The organism is Thalassobacillus sp. CUG 92003, assembly GCF_013618635.1.
GTDB lineage: Bacteria > Bacillota > Bacilli > Bacillales > Halobacillaceae > CUG-92003.
Genome location: NZ_JABLSJ010000019.1, coordinates 1 through 17,422, shown reverse-complemented (window position 1 = coordinate 17,422; position 17,422 = coordinate 1). Strand labels below are relative to the sequence as shown.

Here is a 17,422-nt window from a genome sequence, read left to right as displayed (position 1 = left end):
GTATCTATTTACGTCCTGATTTTCCAATCCTAACACCAAAATATACCGAACAGCACCTTATCCTGTCAAAATATAAATATTTTTCGACAAAACCTGATGATTTAGTACACTAAACGGGAAAAGATTTCGTTGCTCTTTTTCCATTGAAAATAATTCCATTGCCTAAACTTTATATTAGAAAAGCATTGCCACATCAGGGAAAAATATACCGCGTTCAGATTCACTCAATATATAAAAATGGTAATTTAGTGAATTGACACTTCTGGGAATGGTTGGTACTATAGAAACGAAACATATGTCGAAGTGTGACGAAACTTTTGAGTGAGGGGAGAATGTAAACATGAAGTCTACAGGTATCGTAAGAAAGGTGGATGAACTCGGTCGTGTTGTCATACCGATCGAACTTCGCCGTACTCTAGGAATCAATGAAAAGGACGCACTGGAGATTTACGTCGACGACGACAGAATTGTACTAAAAAAGTACAAGCCCAACATGACGTGCCAAATCACGGGGGAAGTTTCCGAAGATAACATGAAACTTGCTAACGGAAACATGGTACTCAGCCAAGAAGGAGCCCAGATGCTCCTAAAGGAAATTCAAAGCAACTTAAAATAGACAGAGAAAATACGACAGGTTAACTTAACACACACGGGACGTCATACCCCGGACAATTCATAAACTTAAGCCCCTTATTGCTCAACCTGGCAATAAGGGGCTTTTATTATTCAATCAATGTGATAGGCCTGGTAAACTTCTCGTTTTGGCAGCTCCCGGTCCTGTGCGGTTTGCTTGATGGCTTGTTTGCTGCTCATCTCCGCTTCAGCCATGTAGCGTTCGACGTGTTCTTTCAGCGTCAGCTCTTGCCACCATGCCTCGGCTTCCGGAAGAGGCTCACCGCCTTCCACAACGATACAGAATTCTCCACGAGGCTGGTTGTCTTGACTCCACGCTACCAACTCCTCCAGCGTTCCTCGAATATATTCCTCGTACCGTTTGGTCAGCTCTCTGGCTATGGCCGCATTTCGGTTACCAAACACATCCCTCACAGCCGAAAGCATCTCTTTTAACCGATGAGGGGATTCATAAAATACGAGTGTAGCAGGCACGGATTGCAAGCCTTCGAGTTCAGCGGTTCGATCCTTCTTTTTTCTCGGAAGAAACCCGTAAAACTGGAAGGTATCTGTCAGTAATCCTGAGCCGACGAGAGCGGGCAAAACAGCATTCGCACCCGGCAGGGCAATCACCGGATAATCCGCTCCAATAGCAGCGGAGACTATATCTGCGCCGGGGTCCGATATCCCCGGCATGCCCGCATCACTGACCAGGGCGATTTGCTCTCCTTGTGAGAGGCGATCAAGAATGTGGGCTTCGCGATTGTATTTATTGTGCTCATGATAGCTGAGCATCGGGGTATCAATTTCAAAGTGATTCAGTAATTTCCGAGTATTACGTGTGTCTTCTGCCGCTATCACATCCGCTTCTTTCAAACAGGCTACCGCACGGAATGTCATATCTTCCAAATTCCCTATCGGAGTTGGAACGAGGTATAACCGCCCCGTATCAGCGGCTTCAGCAAAACTCTTTTGGATCTTCATGTGGCATCCACCCCCTGGAGTTTGGCGATAATCTCTTCCTTTTTCCATTTCGGAAGCTGTTTGATGGCAAACTCGTGCTGCAGGGCTTCCGTTTTGGTTGCGAATGTCTCGTGATAGACCAATTCAAACGGGCCTCTTCCTCGTGTATATTTAGCCCCTCGCCCTGACGCATGCTTATCAATCCGCGCCTCTAAGTCATTCGTATAACCGGTATAAAGGGACCCGTCCCTGCACCTCAATATATAAACGCTATGTTGAATCGTGTCCATACAAGATCTCCTTTACTTCCGGGGTATAGGTGTTATCTTCCGTATAAGCGTATAAGGGGGGAAGAATCTTCATATCGGCTTTCCCGTCCCGAATCCCTTCGATCAAGAGAATATTCGCCTCGCGGTTGCGCTTCGGATGCACAAACTGAATCCGTTTCGGCTCGATTTTATACTGGCGAAATAAAGCAATGATCTCCGCTAGCCTCCCAGGGCGATGCACCATCGACACTTTGCCGCCAGGACGGGTCAATTGGCTGCACGCCTTGATGACTTCGTCTAAGGAGCAGTGGATTTCATGGCGGGCGATGGCCACGTATTCATTTAAGTTCAGTTCGTTTTTCTTCGGTGTTGGAAAATAAGGGGGGTTGCACGTAACGAGATCAAATTTACCGTGTCCCAGTTGATCCGGCATATTCTTCACATCCCCGTGGATCATGGAAAGCTGATCGCCAAGGCTGTTCAATTCCACATTGCGAACAGCCATGTCATACAGCCTTTCCTGCAGTTCAACCCCGGTAATATTGACAGACGAACGACGCGATAAAAAGAGTGGAATCACACCATTTCCGGTGCATAAATCAAGAATACGGCCTTTCTTGATCGGTACATATGTAAAATTAGCTAATAAAACGGCATCAAGTGAAAAAGCGAACGCGGAAGGGCTTTGTATGATACGCAGTTTGTCTTCAGCCAATAAGTAATCTATCCGTTCATCTCCATATAAAGCGACCATGTTGATTGTCCTTTCCCATTTTTCCTAATCGCGTGTGTAGATAAAAAGAGAGCCCTCCCTCGAAAGCAGGAAAGGCGTAACATAACGTTATTTATTCTTGTTTAAAAACGATAGGCAAAACAAGCAATCTTCATCACGAGGGCTTCCAAAGTGCAAATTGCAAATATGAAACCCCTCTTCGTATAAACGCGCAAGGTTGTCGTAGCCTTCTCCAACCACCGCTCGAGTGCCTTTGCCCTCATCTTCAGCCGCTTCTGACTCCTGCGTGTCATGATCCAAACGTTCTCGCAAGTGATGATTTTCTAGCGATAAATGTTGATTCTCCTCCAGGAGGTAAGCAAGCTGTTTTTTCAGATCACCTAATTGCTGGTACAGCTCTCCAATTTGTGTTTCCAAATGCGAGACTTGTTCAAAGATTTCTTTCTTATTCACGGCAGGTTCCACCTCATCATTCTGTGGCTTCGACAGAAACGACTCCTTCGTCGATTAATTCTGACAGGGTGTACTCTAATATACCTTCTCGATCAGGGAATTCTACTTGTACCAGACGTTCAAGCATGTTCAAGCCGACGACTTTCCCTTCGCCAATCGATGTGGTTATCACGTTACCCAAGTCAGGAAGTTCGTTCTTCGCCTCTTCGTACTCATCATTTTCATATTTCAAGCAGCACATTAAACGGCCGCACAAGCCTGATATTTTCGCAGGGTTTAATGATAAATTCTGGTCTTTGGCCATTTTGATCGATACGGGTTCAAAATCGCCTAACCACGTCGAACAGCAAAGCATGCGCCCACAAGGACCAATACCGCCTAGCATCTTGGCTTCATCACGCACACCAATCTGTCTCAGTTCGATCCGGGTCTTAAATATGGATGCTAAGTCCTTGACGAGGGTACGGAAATCGACACGTCCATCAGCCGTAAAGTAAAACACGATCTTATTACGGTCAAACGTGTATTCTACTTCCACTAACTTCATGTCCAATTTATGTTCATTGATTTTAGCCTGACATACATTATAGGCTTCCTCGGACTTCTCGTGATTCTCAGCTACCGTCAATTTATCTTTATCATCCGCAACGCGAATGACTTTCTTCAAAGGAAGGATGATATCCTCTTCATCCACCTGACGATTGGAAATGTAGACTTTACCGAATTCTATGCCACGTACGGTTTCTACTATAACGTAATCGTCCGTCGTCAATTGGAGCGTGCCGGGATCAAAATAGTACAGCTTCCCAGCCTGTTTAAAACGGACGCCGATCACTTCGATCACTTTATCACCTCTTCAAATAGAGAGTAAGTTGCTCCATCACAAGCGTGGGATGGACATTCTGATTTATTTTTCGTTTCGCCTCTAAAATATGGGACAACTGGTCCGTTGCTGTCTGCCGTGACCATTGCATGGAAGCTTGTTCTCTTTTCTCTCTCTCCTGAACAAATACGACTTCCTCTTCACGCCCTACAAACTGGTTGATCAAATCCTGAAACCACAACACGAGAAGGTCCAGACCTTGTTGCATTTGGTCCCGTTCTTTAAAATGAGGCATCCACTGATGGTTGACGAATAGGAGTACTTCGTTTGGCTTGGATTGAAGCACTTCAATTAATTGTATCACTAGTTTTCTAGCATTAGCAAACCACTCATCTTTATTCATATCAAGCGCTTCGGTCAAATCATTCGTCAAAGCTGAAAGCAGTCGCGCGTTTGATTCGGAGACCCCTTCTGAACTCAACTTTTGTTGAAGACGATGGGGTGGAAGCGGTTGAAAAGCAAGCAGCTGACACCTGGAGCGAATCGTATTGAGTAAAGCCTGGCCATTTTCAGTAAGCAGCATCGCTGTCGTTTGTTGTGTCGGTTCTTCTAAGAATTTCAGTAACCGGTTCGATGCATTCGTCGTCATTTTATCAGCGTCGACGACAACATAGACTTTCTGGTTCGACTCCATACCGGTATACGTAAATTCTTTTTGCAAATGAAGGATCTGTTCTTTTTTGATGGATTGCCCGTCTGGTTCAATCCAATGCACATCGGGGTGGTTCCCTGAATCGATCCGGATGCAATTTCGACACTGGTGACAGGGTTCGGCGCCATCGAGCTGTTCACAGAAAAGACCCTTGGTAAACAATATGCTCGCTTCACGCTTTCCCGTCCCCTCAGGGCCTTGAAAAAGGTAGGCATGGGAAATCCGGTTCTTTTTAAAACTATTGACGAGCATTTGGCCGGCAAGCGGCTGTATCTCTTTCAACTCTGTCCACGTTTGCATGATTCTCCGCCCTTAACTATACAAATTAATAAGCAAACCCTTGATTTCTCCCATGATACCCAACAGGTCGATGGACTTTTTTTCCTGGTCCATGACAGCTTCTGTTAAGTCCTCCAGCTTATCGTCGACTGATTCCACAATAGTAAGTTTGCGATTCTGCCCTTCCATATTCCATGTATGGGAATGCTTCAGATTCTTGCCGTATTGGACAGACTCCTCGACGAAGCCTTTGATCAAGCGTTTATATTTGGCTAAATCACGGAACGATCGCGATCTCAGGACGCGTTCGCCTTGGGCCGTGATGTCCTGCATCAGTTTATTCAGCTGTTCTTCTTGCATTTGACGACTTTGAGAATGGACAAGGGCATCAAAGTTCTGCTTCCCTTTCGCAGGTGCGTTAGGCTGTTTTTGAGCCGATTCCATTTGCGTACGTACTTCCTGGCTGATTTTCACTGCTTTTCGCCCCCTCCGCCTTCCTTAAAACTTGGTTCTGTTAATTCTTTGGGTGGTTTTTCATATAAATTCCCAATTTTAGGAGACTAGAATGCGAGATCGTTTATGTCCTTTATGATATGTGAACTGGGGTTGGCTGGGAAATAACTCGCTTTCCTGCGGGGGAATTGGCAAGCCTCCTAGGTCGTTTCACGCCCTGTGGGGTCTTGCCAGGCCCCTTCTCCCGCTAATTAACTGGGAATTTGTCTTCTGGATGGAAGCTCTGCCGTATTTGATCTATCCAGCTCCGGCGTCTAGCGGCTAGTGAGACTTCCCTCGCTTCTGTACGATAAGTCAACATCGAATCACGGTGTTCTTCGTGTTTCCTTTATCTCCTCCAGCTCAGTCCAGTCCATACGCCGCTGACCAAGACGCCTCCGCTTTCAGATGGGAGTCTCGTCATTTCCCAGCCAACCCATCTATATTGGGATAAACAGACCTTCTATAAGAGAAAGTATACGACGTCTGAATCGCACCAATAATGCGATACGTGACTCTCCATCGTAGAACAGAATCAGACCTATATGGTTTCCAGAACCCTTATAGGGCAAAGGTTAGGGGAAACGATAAGAGGCTTGCCTGAACGCCCAAACGGTTTTTCAATTTCAATATCGACCTCTACAAATAAACGACCGTGCATTTCATAACGTTCTATAATAAATCAACCATAATGTTTAACAGAGTCTAAAATTTAAAAAATGATTCAACTGGTAGAATGAAGACGGTTGCTCCTCCGACCTCTACCTTGACCGGTTTCGGGATATAGGAATCAGCATTGCCTCCCATTGGCGAAATCGGTGCCACCATTTGCTCTCTTTGGCTGCAGTTCTTCTTGATAATATCTAAAGCGTTATCCACGTCATCATCTTCACAACCGATCATCAAGGTAGTGTTGCCTTCTTTCAAGAATCCACCTGTTGTCGATAGCTTTGTAGTTTGGTAATCGTGGTCAGATAAAGCATCGGTCAGACGGTTAGTATCCTTGTCCTGAACAACCGCAATGATCATTTTCATGGATATATCCTCCCATTATTGTTTCTTCTATTATAACAGATTTTTCTTGCTTTACTCATGCATGAATTCATCCATGCGTGCTGTCAGTACTTGATAAGCTGATGTTTCAACCTGCTCAATCGGTGCAGAAGCATCGATCACTTGAATCCGCTCAGGAAAACGTTCAATCAATTTTTGATAAGCCTCATAGACTTTCTTGTGAAAATCGAGATGCTCTAAGTCCAGTCGATTCTGTTCTCGGCCTTTATTTGCACTAATACGCTCAAGCCCGTCTTCCGGGTTAATATCAAAAAATAACGTCAAATCCGGCATGCAGCCTTCTATTGCAAATTCATTAATCTTAAACACTTCATCTAAGCCAAGACCGCGCGCATACCCCTGGTAAACGAGACTGCTGTCTACGAAGCGGTCGCATAAGACGATTTGGCCTTTTTCCAATGCGGGTATGATTTTCTCCACCAAATGCTGACGTCTGGCTGCCGCGTATAGCAGCGCTTCAGTACGCGCATCCATTGATTTATGTTCCGGATTCAAGACAATATGGCGGATTTTTTCAGCTATCTCGATGCCTCCTGGCTCTCGGGTTGCTAATACAGGGTAGCCTTCCTCGGTTAAACGATGCTGCAATGCCTTTAACATCGAGGTTTTCCCAGCCCCTTCACCGCCTTCAAACGTAATAAATAATCCGCTCACATCCATTCTCCTTTATGCTTTACTATGTATATACGTGAATGCCTTCCTGAATGGCAGCGTCTTGAAAGTTCGTCCCGCTTCCCAGCAGAGCGCTGACCTGAGCTGCATGCTCATGTGTGATCCGTTCTCCTTTCACCACAATCGGGATACCGGGAGGATACGGAATAACGGGCTGTGCTGCAATACACCCTATGGCCTTACTCCACGCTTGGAAGGTGCTCTTCTTTTGCTTCATTTCTGCGTAGGCCATATCCAATTCTTGCATGTGAGGAAAGGGAATCGACCTGCTCTTTATTGTAGCATTTGCGGGACTGTTTTTTAATTGGTGATTCACATTGCCTATGATTTCTTCAAGATGGGAATTTTCAGCATCCAATTCCAGTCCCAGGATAAGCAGCACCTGATCCTGAGTAGCCATTTCGGGGTAAAGCCCTTCCGCCTCCAAGGCATTGGCAATTTGAAAACCTGTCACCCCACTCGCTGCTGAAAGGGTCAGCTTCATGGGATCATCATGTTTTGATAACGGCAGCACATCCCAATATGGACTATTCTTCCAACAGATCCGCACGTTATGCATGCCCTCCTGCCAATTTTCCCGTTCGCTCTCGGACATATTGGCCAAATAATAGCGAGCTAAGTCAAGGCTTACGAGTAATGGGTAGGAGGGGCTGCTCGACTGGACCATGCGCAAGTAAGAAGCCACTTGCTGCTTGTCCACGTAGTCGGACTGAATATGTAAATAGGAAGCCATCGTCATCGCAGGCGCCATTTTATGCGCAGACTGAACGACCGCATCAGCCCCTAATTTTAACGCGGGCGCAGGAAACGGAGCACCCAGATGAAAATGAACGCCATGCGCCTCATCTACCAACACTGGGATTTCAGATTGATGCACCTCGTCGATGATGGTTTTCAAGTCATACGTCCGCCCGAAGTAATCAGGATACGTCAAAACGACGGCCTTAGCTTCAGGGTAACGAGCGAGTGCCCTACGGACAGCAGAAACAGTGACTTTACTATAACGCCCCGTTTCCAATTCGTATTCCGGTGCCAAAAAAACGGGCTTAGCTCCTGCCAACTCCATCGCGTTCATCACGGATTTATGACAATTCCGTTGAACGATGATAACATCCCCTGGAACGCAAGCCGCCAACACCATCGCCAAATTTCCCGCCGTGCTTCCACCTACAAGGAAAAAAGTGTGGTCACTCGAAAAGAAAGACGATGCAAGTCCTTCCGCTTCCTTGATCACGTCTTGCGGAGCATGCAAATCATCCAGACCCGGTAATTCGGTGACATCCAACGATAAAATGGTCTGAAAATCCCCGGCTCCAACATTGGCAAACACCTGCCCATGTTTGTGACCTGGCACATGATAAGATTCGGGTCGCTGGGCTCTAAAATGGACCAGGGCATCGTACAACGGGGTTCGATTTTGAATGTGCTTCATTAATGGCCCCCTCATCGTCATCGCTCTCTTTTAATTATAACGGTTCAGCACATAAAAAAAAGACCCAACTTCCTCTAGAAGAAAGCTGGTCTTGTATTCACCTCAACTATGAATGGATCACAGAAGAGCTGATATCTTTTAATTGTTTAACATAATACTGATAGCGTTCGTCTTCGGGAGCCGTTTGAATGATGTCTTTTTCACATTCAGGACAAATATACAGCTTATAAAGATAGACGCCCGCTTCTTTTTCTTGATGACAAACCCCGCAATGATCAATTCGATTTTTCATGTCATCCACCTCCCTAAACTCAGTATCTCCCAATCTAGTAAAACTATGCACACATTCTTTGAAAAGTTTTTAATGAGCGAAGAAATGTCTCCGTAACGTGCTCCTGCTCCTTATAACTTTTGTATATAATCCTATTCCATTTTGGTATTTCCGTGAGTAGACCAGCTCGTTATACCATATGGGTGTAGGAAAGAAAATTAAGCATTCGATAGTTTGTTCGTCAGTTGATCTAAGATATCAGGCGCTACCGCATACAAATACATGCTTCGTTTTAAGGGGGCGTCCTTCAAAGGAAGAAACGTCACACCATGATATTGCATGTACTTCACGGCGATACTCGGGAAATACGAAACGCCCATATTCATCGCGACGCAACCGATAATAGCATGATAAGGCGTTTCAATGATGTGCTCAGGTTTAATATTATTTTGATTCATGAGCGACTGAATCCTGTTTTTTAAAGGAGAAGGTGACGGCGGGATGATCTGTGTTTCCGATAAGCATTCATCGATCGAGACCACCATCTTCTGGGCAAGCGGGTGATGGGTCGGGACGGCAGCATAAAAATGGTCGTCAAACAAGAACCGCGAAAAAAGCCCGGGATAAGAAGGAAGGTCCTGCACGATCGCAGCGTCAATCTCTTGGCGCTCCAGCAACTCCGTCAATTCTTCTCCATTATCTTTAATCGCCGTGATGCGGAAATTCTCACTCGCCAGTGCCTCGTAGTATTGAGGTAAATAGTAAGTGGCTAAAAACGGCGTCGCTCCAAACCTTATGTCCACATTGTCTTTCAAATTCTCCAGTTTACGCTGGATTTGGACAAGGTGAGGTTGAATGCCGTGGTAAAGTTCCTGCCCTTTGCTTGTCAACTCAATTCCTTGCGAAGAACGTGTGAGCAAAGCAAATCCAATCATGGATTCCAGCTTCTTAATTTGTTTACTGAGCGCAGGCTGAGAAATATAGAGCTTTTCCGCAGCGACTGAAAAACTTTTTTCTTTCGTCACTTCTATAAAGTAATGCAACAGTTTCAATTCCATGCCGACCCACCCCTGTACTTTGTGATTAGTAACGTTAATTATAGCATTGCCAACCCGCGTAATTGAATCAATAACCATGTAAATGTAGGAGGGATAAACAATGAAAAATATGTATATCATTCTAGCAATTTCCGTCATCCTAGAAGTGATCGGAACGACAAATATGAAACTGACTGAAGGCTTCACCAACCTGGTCCCTTCTATTATCGCTGTCGTCTCATATGGCAGTTCATTGGTCTTATATGTATATTTATCTAAACTTACCGAGCTCGGCATCATCAACGCCCTTTGGTCAGCATTTGGTACTGCTCTCGTCGTCGTTGCAGGCATGATGATGTACAACGAAGCGTTATCAATGGTGAAAATACTCGGCATCCTGTTGATTTTGGCCGGCGTGGTCGGTCTGAATGTAGATTTTGGATTTAAACAAAGGAGGGCTGCAACATGGGATTCATTCTCCTCGGCTTAACCGTTATTTTTGGCATTATTGGCAATTTCTTTGTCAAATTATCAGAAGGGTTCGCACGCCCTCTATATACGTGCTTAACCTTCATCACCTATGGCTTTGTCACGTATTTGCTCAGCGTTACCGTACAGTATATTGAAGTAGGCATCGTCTACGCCGTCTGGTCAGGCGCAACAATCGCATTCACAACATTGCTTGGCATCGTGTTCTTTGAAGAATCACGCCATATTCAAAAATACTCTTCGATCGCGCTCATCATCCTGGGCGTGGTCTGCCTGAACATGGCGTCTATTCTGACGTCATAAGAATTGTATTGCACGTTTTAGCAGTCCTTTACACAGGGACTGCTTTTTTTGCTTGTTTAATAGTAAAGCCCTCTGAATTGTCAGTGATCACACTTCTATACAAAGATTGCGAAAATGATGGCGATTTGAAATAATAATGACGATGTTGTCTGGGTGATGAAAAGATAAAAAGGAAAGAGGATACGTTTGGAACATATAAGTTTTCATGATACTAATTTAGGCATCATAATAGGCCTTCATATTTCTATTTCCTTCATAGCACTTATTATTGCGAATTCGTACGAACGATCAATTATCACGAGGCGATCACTGAAGTATATGTTTTTAGGGGTGAGTTTACTTTACAGTATCATTGTTCCTCACATAACAACCAGTTCCCTTTTGTATCTGAATTGGAACGAATACTTATCAGCCGCCTATGTCAGGTTTTGCTTATGGGGGTTGGTAGGGATGTTTCTCTTCATACAAATACTGATATATAAACTATTAAATAGTTTTGAAGAGGAAACCTAATGCTCTACATTTTGACGTAAAGAGCAGACATTCGATTTGAAAGGAAGAACAGTATGAATGAACAATCAATTATTGAAAATACGCCTAAATTACGGACACGTGCAAGTCTAGCAGAAGACCTGAAACAACTTGGACTGGAACCAGGAATGACGGTGATAGTCCATGCCTCACTCCGTTCGATCGGTTGGATTTCGGGTGGTGCAATAGCTGTGGTACAAGCGCTCATGGATGTCGTCACTGAAAAAGGAACAATCGTCATGCCGACACACACATTTCCGATTTCGGACCCCATCAACATGGGAAACCCTCCCCTTCCCCAAGCGTGGCATGAGGAAATTCGTGAGACGATGCCGGCTTATGACCCACAAATTACGCCAACTGCCGGAATGGGCGCGATCGTGGAGACATTTCGAACGTTTCCTTTCGTCGTGCGGAGCAGTCACCCGATCTATTCCATGGCAGCATGGGGAAAGGATGCGAAAAAGGTAACAGCCAATCAACCCTTGGATTATGGAATGGGAGAAGGTTCTCCACTCGCCCGCGTTTACGAGGAGAATGGCAAGGTGTTATTCATAGGGACAGGGTATAGCACCAACACATCGTTTCATCTCGGCGAAACCCGATCCGGCGTGCGAAATAAGGTTAGGAACGGGGCACCGATTATAGAGAATAACCAGCGTGTTTGGAAAACCTTTGAAGAAGCCGACTTGGATTCAGATTGCTTTGAACAAATGGGAACGGAATTTGAGCAACAGATACCCGTCAAAAGGGGTAAAGTCGGGTCAGCCTCATCCGTCTTGTTGAGTCAACCTGAAGCGGTAAATTTTGCCGAGAACTGGCTGCTTCAACATGTTAAATAGATGAATTTGAAAGCGGGAATTATTTTCGCTTACCTTATACCTTAAATGTTAAGCGCTTACATATAATCTAGATTGTGTTACGATTATCCATAAGAAAAAATTGATATTAAGTAGATTAATCATTTGATTAATCATTATTAAACCATCGTTAAAAAACAGTAAAATCTACTTTATTTTCAGAAAATTTGTTAAGATAAGAATTAAGAGTACTTTTAATCAACCCCACAAACAACTTTTATAATCTTCTTTTTCACCTAATTGAAAACCTATTATTGAATGTTTAGTGCTTCTTGCTTCCAATTTGAGTACCAGTTTATTATAATTATAATCTAATAGAGGTTATAATCATTATTCACACATATTAGAAGGGAGAAATACACATGGACAAGAATGAAATGCACGAAAGTAAAGCTGGCGCTGAGCAATGCCCTGTAACGCACCACAAAACGGAGGAAGAGAGTGCGGTAACGACTGCAAAAGTTGGCACAACCAATAAAGATTGGTGGCCAAACCAGCTGAATTTAGACATCCTGCGTCAGCATGATAAAAAAACCAACCCCATGGGAGAAGACTTCGATTATGAAGAAGAATTCCAGAAATTAGACTATAACGCCCTTAAGCAAGATCTTCATAATCTGATGACAGACAGCCAGGATTGGTGGCCAGCGGACTATGGCCACTATGGTCCGCTTTTTATTCGCATGTCATGGCACGCAGCAGGTACTTATCGTACAGGTGACGGACGCGGTGGTGGAGCGACAGGTAATCAGCGTTTTGCGCCACTGAACAGTTGGCCGGATAACGCGAACCTCGATAAAGCCCGCCGCTTGTTATGGCCAATCAAACAAAAATACGGAAACAAAATTTCCTGGGCAGACCTGCTCGTACTTACTGGTAATGTTGCCCTTGAGTCCATGGGATTGAAAACATTTGGTTTTGGCGGAGGACGCGAAGATATCTATCATCCGGAAGAGGATGTTTATTGGGGAACGGAAAAAGAGTGGCTCGCTGACAATCGTTACTCAGGAGACCGTGAGCTTGAACATCCGCTTGCTGCCGTTCAGATGGGTCTTATCTATGTAAACCCAGAAGGTCCAAACGGGGAACCGGATCCGCTGGGCAGTGGACGAGACATCCGTGAAACATTCGCGCGTATGGGAATGAACGATTACGAGACCGTAGCACTAATTGCCGGTGGTCACACATTCGGTAAAGCACACGGCGCAGGAGACCCTGAAAAAGTCGGCGCAGCACCAGAAGCGGCTGATATTGAAGCACAGGGTCTCGGCTGGCACAGCAAACACGGGAGCGGTAAAGGCCGTGACGCCATCACAAGTGGTGTAGATGGCGCTTGGACAGCTAACCCAACGACATGGGATAACGGCTACTTCGACCTATTGTTCGGCTACGAATGGGAACGTACGAAGAGCCGAGCTGGTGCGAATCAGTGGGCTCCAGTAAACCCTAAAGATGAAGACCTTGCCCCGGATGCAGAAGACCCGTCTGAAAAGGTTCCTACATTCATGACCACCGCCGATATGGCGCTAAGAATGGACCCTGAATATGAAAAGATCTCGCGTCATTTCCACAGAAATCCTGATGAATTCGCAGATGCTTTTTCACGTGCATGGTTCAAGCTTCTTCACCGTGACATGGGACCTAAATCGAGATATCTTGGACCTGAAGTGCCAGAAGAAGACCTCATCTGGCAAGATCCAATCCCTGCGGTCGATTATGATTTGACACATGAAGAAGTAAAAGAATTAAAAGGGAAAATTCTTAATACTGGTTTATCAGTAAGCGAACTAATTAAAACGGCATGGGCGTCTGCAAGCACATTCCGCAGATCCGACAATCGGGGGGGAGCAAATGGTGGACGCATTCGTTTGGAACCACAGAAGGATTGGGAAGTAAACGAGCCTGAAATGTTAGAAAAAGTGCTTACGGTCTATGAAGACATCCAAAGTAAACTCAATAAAAAGGTCAGCATCGCTGACTTGATTGTCCTTGGCGGGAATGCAGCGGTAGAAAAAGCAGCAACAGATGCAGGCGTTGACATAACGGTCCCATTCGCTCCAGGGCGCGGAGATGCCACTCAAGAACAGACAGATGCAGAAAGTTTTGAAGTACTAGAGCCAATGGCAGATGGGTTCCGTAACTACGAGAAAAAGGCCTACACACTGAGCCCGGAAGAACTCTTAGTAGACAAAGCCCAACTCCTTGGCTTATCTGCCCCAGAAATGACGGTCTTGATCGGTGGTATGCGTGTACTTGGCGCAAACTATCAAGACACAGAACACGGTGTTTTCACGAACAATGTAGGGGCACTAACGAACGACTTTTTCGTGAACCTGCTTGACATGGGGATCGAATGGAAGCCGTCAGACTACAACTTATACGAAGGACGCGACCGGCAAACAGGTGAACTCGTACGTACCGCGACGCGTGTAGACCTGGTATTTGGCTCAAACTCCGTCCTGCGCTCTCTCGCGGAAGTCTATGCACAAGACGATAATAAAGAAAAATTTGTGCGTGACTTTGCAAACGCATGGGCGAAAGTTATGAACGCTGACCGCTTCGATCTTAAAGTAAACAAAGATTTGATGTACCAAAACGTATAACTAAAAGCACCTTATCCCGTTGCCAGAAGGTGGCGTTGGGTAAGGTGCTTTTCACATTACATAACCTCTTATAACATAGCCGATCTGCTACAACTATTGAAATCTATTTTTCATCAATAAAAATATTGGTAAATTGTAGGACTTGTTCTATAGCCTTTATCAATCTTGCTTATATTGGTCGATTGCCTTTATGTATGTTTTTCCTAACATTATTGTTGATTGTGCGCTCCCATGTTCTTTCTCATATCAAACAATAATGCAATCAACGAGCCATGATAGGGAATAAATAAACCTTCGGACATCATATTGACGATGTCATCCTATGATGCCCATTTTACCTGCTTAACTTCTTCAGTCGGGAGTGAGAGGTTTGAGATGGTTACATCGGATTCAATAAGATAATAATCATCAAATCCATTTTCAAAGTTAATGGTTAGTGAAGGGCGACTATTTCGAAGGTTCAATGTATAACCAATTTCTTCTTTTACTTCTCTTTCCGCTGCGTGTTGACTGGTTTCCCCTGCTATAGCGCTACCTCCTACGGTGATGTCCCACATGTTCTTCCAATCTTCCTTATCAGGCTGACGCTGTTGAATCAGCATTTCTCCAAATTGATTAAATAAACAAACGTGAATAACTAAATGATAAGCACCTTGTTCAAACGTATCCCCACGGTTCCTTTGCTTTCCCGTCAGATTTCTCTCCTTGTCGTAAATATCCCACGTTTCCATACGCCCACTCCTTAATGCTTCGTGTGTGAACCAGTATTTCCCTTATTCCATTATATCAACCGATTCTTAAGGACTTGAGATCAAGGTATTTAACAAAAGTTATGGTGGACTTTATTGCAATGACTTTTCGAAAAGTGTAAGTTCATGCTCAACTTGAAAGCCCAAACTCTTGTATAGGCGAATAGCTTTCAAATTATCAGATTGAACACAAAGAGAAACCTCATCAATGGTAGGGAAAGAGAACAGCCATTGTAGTCCGGATGCGAGAAGAGCGGCACCTATCCCCTTGTTACGTGAAGACGAAATAACACCAAAAAATTCAATGCTTCCTTCAGCAAACTTAGGTTCAGCTTCAGCGTAAAGATATCCTAGTAAATTTCTATTTTTGTCTACCACTCCAAGAGCTACTGATTCTTCATGCAACCCCCTTACCATCTCCTCACCTGATAAGTACGTATTGGGAATTATGATGACTTGATAATGTTATGACGGGGTTCCTGTTTTTTGCAATAAAGGATTGTTTTGTACATGTCAAAATAGTTTGGTTACTAATCGTATTAAATAATAGCTCATACCCAATAGTTACCACCGTTTTGTTGTTGTCGTCAGGGAATAAAGAATGGTATGGATACTATTTGGTATAACTTCAAACATCGATCTCCACATTTTTTTAGATACGTGTAATGCATCGGGATGATCTACAAAAGGTCCCCACACTTCCGCATTCCCTCTTTTGATATCCGCATCAAATCCACACACGCCGACAATATTATTATCTTCTTTTGCTACAAAAAATGTTTTATATGCCGGTATATCTGAGAATTCTTCTTCAAGGGTATTCAAAATCTTCCCCGCTTTTTTTCCACAATAACCAATATGGTGTTCTGTATGAGAATTTAATTGTGCAATAAACGTTGCAAGATCAGTAAGATTACTGTGTTGCTGGATTTTTACCATACACATACCATCCTCTTTAACCTGATTGATAGAATTATTAAATATGTTTCATACAATTAAGACTCAGTCTCCAGATAACTCCTCCGTTAACGGAAGAATACAGCATAAACTACAATAGCTATTATTAGTACAAGAAGCAGCATTCCTGCACTTTTCCAACCCAAACTAGTCAGTATATTATATTGTTTCTGCCTCTCTCTTATTTGCCTTTGATTCTTCATTCTTCCTTCAATAGTTGAATTATCTTTACTCATTTTATACCTCCTTAGAACATTCTTATATATTCTGCTATTTTATTGAACCGGAGTGTTATCTAATAATCACTCTTTTAATATTCTAAGATGTAATTCAATATTAAGTTTCAGCTTATTCAACAATCCTCTTTGACGAATCACTTACATCATTTATGAAATAAGAACAGAAGACTAACGGCTACTTTTGCGATAAACTGGTACAGAGGAGATGATAAAGTGGAAATTGTTCAGCAATGGAACCAGGATGACAGTGATTTAATTAGAAAAAAAATGATCGAACATAATATGGAACACCTTCCGGACAAACTGAAAACGCCAAATGAATCGATTAGTTTTGTACTGAAGGATGACACAGGTACGTTGATTGGCGGGATTACTGCCAACATGTTTTGGCATCATATGCACATCGATTTCTTTTGGGTGGATAAAAAGGTTAGGGCAAAAGGATATGGCACCCAACTGATAGAAAAATTGGAGCAGCTGGCAATAGAGAAACATTGCAGGTTTATCAGCTTAGACACATTCAGCTTCCAAGCCCCTGAATTTTACAAAAAGAAGGGGTATGAGGTTTTTGGCACAATCGAAGATCATCCCAAAGGCTTCAACCAATATTTTTTACATAAGCGTTTATAGGTCATACTGCTTTCCGATTAAGCAGCTGTAATTGTACGCCTTCTTGGTACACAAAATGCCGAACGATTTCGCTGAAATCAGTTCGGCATTTTGTGTAGGTCATTCCCCTTTTATCCAACCCTTTTTAAGTTGTTAAATACAAAAACCCAGAAGTCAATGATGACTCCTGGGCTGATACATGTTGACCTAGCGGCGTCCTACTCTCACGGGGATCGACCCGACTACCATCGGCGCTGGAG

At 43.9% G+C, this 17,422-nt stretch carries 22 protein-coding genes; 6 read left to right on the top strand and 16 right to left on the bottom strand.

Annotated features, from left to right (window positions below):
- Nucleotides 1-340: 340 nt before the first annotated feature.
- Entirely contained in the window at nt 341-616 is a 276-nt protein-coding gene (locus HOP45_RS19595) for a transition state genes transcriptional regulator AbrB (protein ID WP_181351126.1), read from the top strand.
- A gap of 110 nt (nt 617-726) precedes the next feature.
- On the opposite strand, the gene rsmI is transcribed toward HOP45_RS19595, so the two are convergent.
- The 12 genes from rsmI to HOP45_RS19535 form a co-directional block, all read right to left on the bottom strand.
- Nucleotides 727-1,596, bottom strand: coding sequence for a 16S rRNA (cytidine(1402)-2'-O)-methyltransferase (rsmI, locus tag HOP45_RS19590; RefSeq protein ID WP_181351124.1), 870 nt, complete (start codon nt 1,594-1,596; stop codon nt 727-729).
- Nucleotides 1,593-1,865 carry a GIY-YIG nuclease family protein gene (locus HOP45_RS19585; protein ID WP_181351123.1) on the bottom strand — a complete coding sequence of 91 codons (273 nt, stop codon included), beginning with the start codon at nt 1,863-1,865 and terminating at the stop codon, nt 1,593-1,595. Before HOP45_RS19585 ends, rsmI begins: the two co-directional genes overlap by 4 nt.
- Nucleotides 1,846-2,598, bottom strand: coding sequence for a tRNA1(Val) (adenine(37)-N6)-methyltransferase (locus HOP45_RS19580; protein ID WP_181351122.1), 753 nt, complete (start codon nt 2,596-2,598; stop codon nt 1,846-1,848). Before HOP45_RS19580 ends, HOP45_RS19585 begins: the two co-directional genes overlap by 20 nt.
- A gap of 87 nt (nt 2,599-2,685) precedes the next feature.
- On the bottom strand, nt 2,686-3,030 hold the full coding sequence (yabA, locus tag HOP45_RS19575) for a DNA replication initiation control protein YabA (protein ID WP_181351121.1): 345 nt from the start codon (nt 3,028-3,030) through the stop codon (nt 2,686-2,688).
- Nucleotides 3,031-3,046: 16 nt separating this feature from the next.
- The gene (locus HOP45_RS19570) at nt 3,047-3,874 is read right to left on the bottom strand and encodes a PSP1 domain-containing protein (RefSeq protein WP_181351120.1); all 828 of its coding nucleotides are present in this window, start codon (nt 3,872-3,874) and stop codon (nt 3,047-3,049) included.
- Nucleotides 3,875-3,878: 4 nt separating this feature from the next.
- On the bottom strand, nt 3,879-4,865 hold the full coding sequence (gene holB / locus HOP45_RS19565) for a DNA polymerase III subunit delta' (protein ID WP_181351119.1): 987 nt from the start codon (nt 4,863-4,865) through the stop codon (nt 3,879-3,881).
- Between the two features lie 12 nt (nt 4,866-4,877).
- On the bottom strand, nt 4,878-5,318 hold the full coding sequence (locus tag HOP45_RS19560) for a YaaR family protein (protein ID WP_181351117.1): 441 nt from the start codon (nt 5,316-5,318) through the stop codon (nt 4,878-4,880).
- Between the two features lie 723 nt (nt 5,319-6,041).
- Complete coding sequence (locus HOP45_RS19555) at nt 6,042-6,371, bottom strand: cyclic-di-AMP receptor (RefSeq protein WP_181351115.1); 330 nt, start codon at nt 6,369-6,371, stop codon at nt 6,042-6,044.
- Nucleotides 6,372-6,422: 51 nt separating this feature from the next.
- Nucleotides 6,423-7,064, bottom strand: a complete 642-nt coding sequence (gene tmk, locus HOP45_RS19550; protein ID WP_181351113.1) for a dTMP kinase — start codon at nt 7,062-7,064, stop codon at nt 6,423-6,425.
- A gap of 22 nt (nt 7,065-7,086) precedes the next feature.
- Nucleotides 7,087-8,514 (bottom strand): aminotransferase class I/II-fold pyridoxal phosphate-dependent enzyme, encoded by a 1,428-nt coding sequence (locus HOP45_RS19545; RefSeq protein WP_181351111.1) that lies wholly within the window; start codon nt 8,512-8,514, stop codon nt 7,087-7,089.
- 106 nt (nt 8,515-8,620) lie between these two features.
- Nucleotides 8,621-8,806, bottom strand: a complete 186-nt coding sequence (locus HOP45_RS19540; protein ID WP_181351110.1) for a sigma factor G inhibitor Gin — start codon at nt 8,804-8,806, stop codon at nt 8,621-8,623.
- Nucleotides 8,807-9,003: 197 nt separating this feature from the next.
- The gene (locus HOP45_RS19535) at nt 9,004-9,843 is read right to left on the bottom strand and encodes a LysR family transcriptional regulator (protein ID WP_181351109.1); all 840 of its coding nucleotides are present in this window, start codon (nt 9,841-9,843) and stop codon (nt 9,004-9,006) included.
- 100 nt (nt 9,844-9,943) lie between these two features.
- Between HOP45_RS19535 and HOP45_RS19530 the strand changes: the two genes are divergently transcribed.
- The 4 genes from HOP45_RS19530 to katG all read left to right on the top strand — a co-directional run bounded on the left by HOP45_RS19530 (nt 9,944) and on the right by katG (nt 14,608).
- Nucleotides 9,944-10,312 (top strand): DMT family transporter, encoded by a 369-nt coding sequence (locus tag HOP45_RS19530; protein WP_181351108.1) that lies wholly within the window; start codon nt 9,944-9,946, stop codon nt 10,310-10,312.
- The gene (locus HOP45_RS19525) at nt 10,288-10,614 is read left to right on the top strand and encodes a DMT family transporter (protein WP_181351107.1); all 327 of its coding nucleotides are present in this window, start codon (nt 10,288-10,290) and stop codon (nt 10,612-10,614) included. The genes HOP45_RS19530 and HOP45_RS19525 overlap by 25 nt, the downstream gene beginning before the upstream one ends.
- A 566-nt stretch (nt 10,615-11,180) precedes the next feature.
- A complete protein-coding gene (locus HOP45_RS19520; RefSeq protein WP_181351106.1) occupies nt 11,181-11,987 on the top strand; it encodes an AAC(3) family N-acetyltransferase in 807 nt (268 codons plus the stop codon).
- 380 nt (nt 11,988-12,367) lie between these two features.
- Complete coding sequence (katG, locus tag HOP45_RS19515) at nt 12,368-14,608, top strand: catalase/peroxidase HPI (protein WP_181351105.1); 2,241 nt, start codon at nt 12,368-12,370, stop codon at nt 14,606-14,608.
- A 320-nt stretch (nt 14,609-14,928) separates the two neighbouring features.
- On the opposite strand, the gene HOP45_RS19510 is transcribed toward katG, so the two are convergent.
- The 4 genes from HOP45_RS19510 to HOP45_RS19495 form a co-directional block, all read right to left on the bottom strand.
- Nucleotides 14,929-15,339: an NUDIX hydrolase gene (locus HOP45_RS19510; protein ID WP_370458072.1), complete on the bottom strand. Its 411-nt coding sequence runs from the start codon at nt 15,337-15,339 to the stop codon at nt 14,929-14,931.
- A 111-nt stretch (nt 15,340-15,450) separates the two neighbouring features.
- The gene (locus HOP45_RS19505) at nt 15,451-15,762 is read right to left on the bottom strand and encodes a GNAT family N-acetyltransferase (RefSeq protein WP_181351104.1); all 312 of its coding nucleotides are present in this window, start codon (nt 15,760-15,762) and stop codon (nt 15,451-15,453) included.
- A gap of 159 nt (nt 15,763-15,921) precedes the next feature.
- On the bottom strand, nt 15,922-16,296 hold the full coding sequence (locus HOP45_RS19500) for a GNAT family N-acetyltransferase (RefSeq protein ID WP_181351102.1): 375 nt from the start codon (nt 16,294-16,296) through the stop codon (nt 15,922-15,924).
- An 86-nt stretch (nt 16,297-16,382) separates the two neighbouring features.
- Entirely contained in the window at nt 16,383-16,550 is a 168-nt protein-coding gene (locus HOP45_RS19495; protein ID WP_181351100.1) for a DUF6366 family protein, read from the bottom strand.
- 216 nt (nt 16,551-16,766) lie between these two features.
- Here HOP45_RS19495 and HOP45_RS19490 point away from each other — a divergent pair, with 216 nt between their 5' ends.
- Nucleotides 16,767-17,183 (top strand): GNAT family N-acetyltransferase, encoded by a 417-nt coding sequence (locus HOP45_RS19490; protein ID WP_181351098.1) that lies wholly within the window; start codon nt 16,767-16,769, stop codon nt 17,181-17,183.
- Nucleotides 17,184-17,422: the final 239 nt, after the last annotated feature.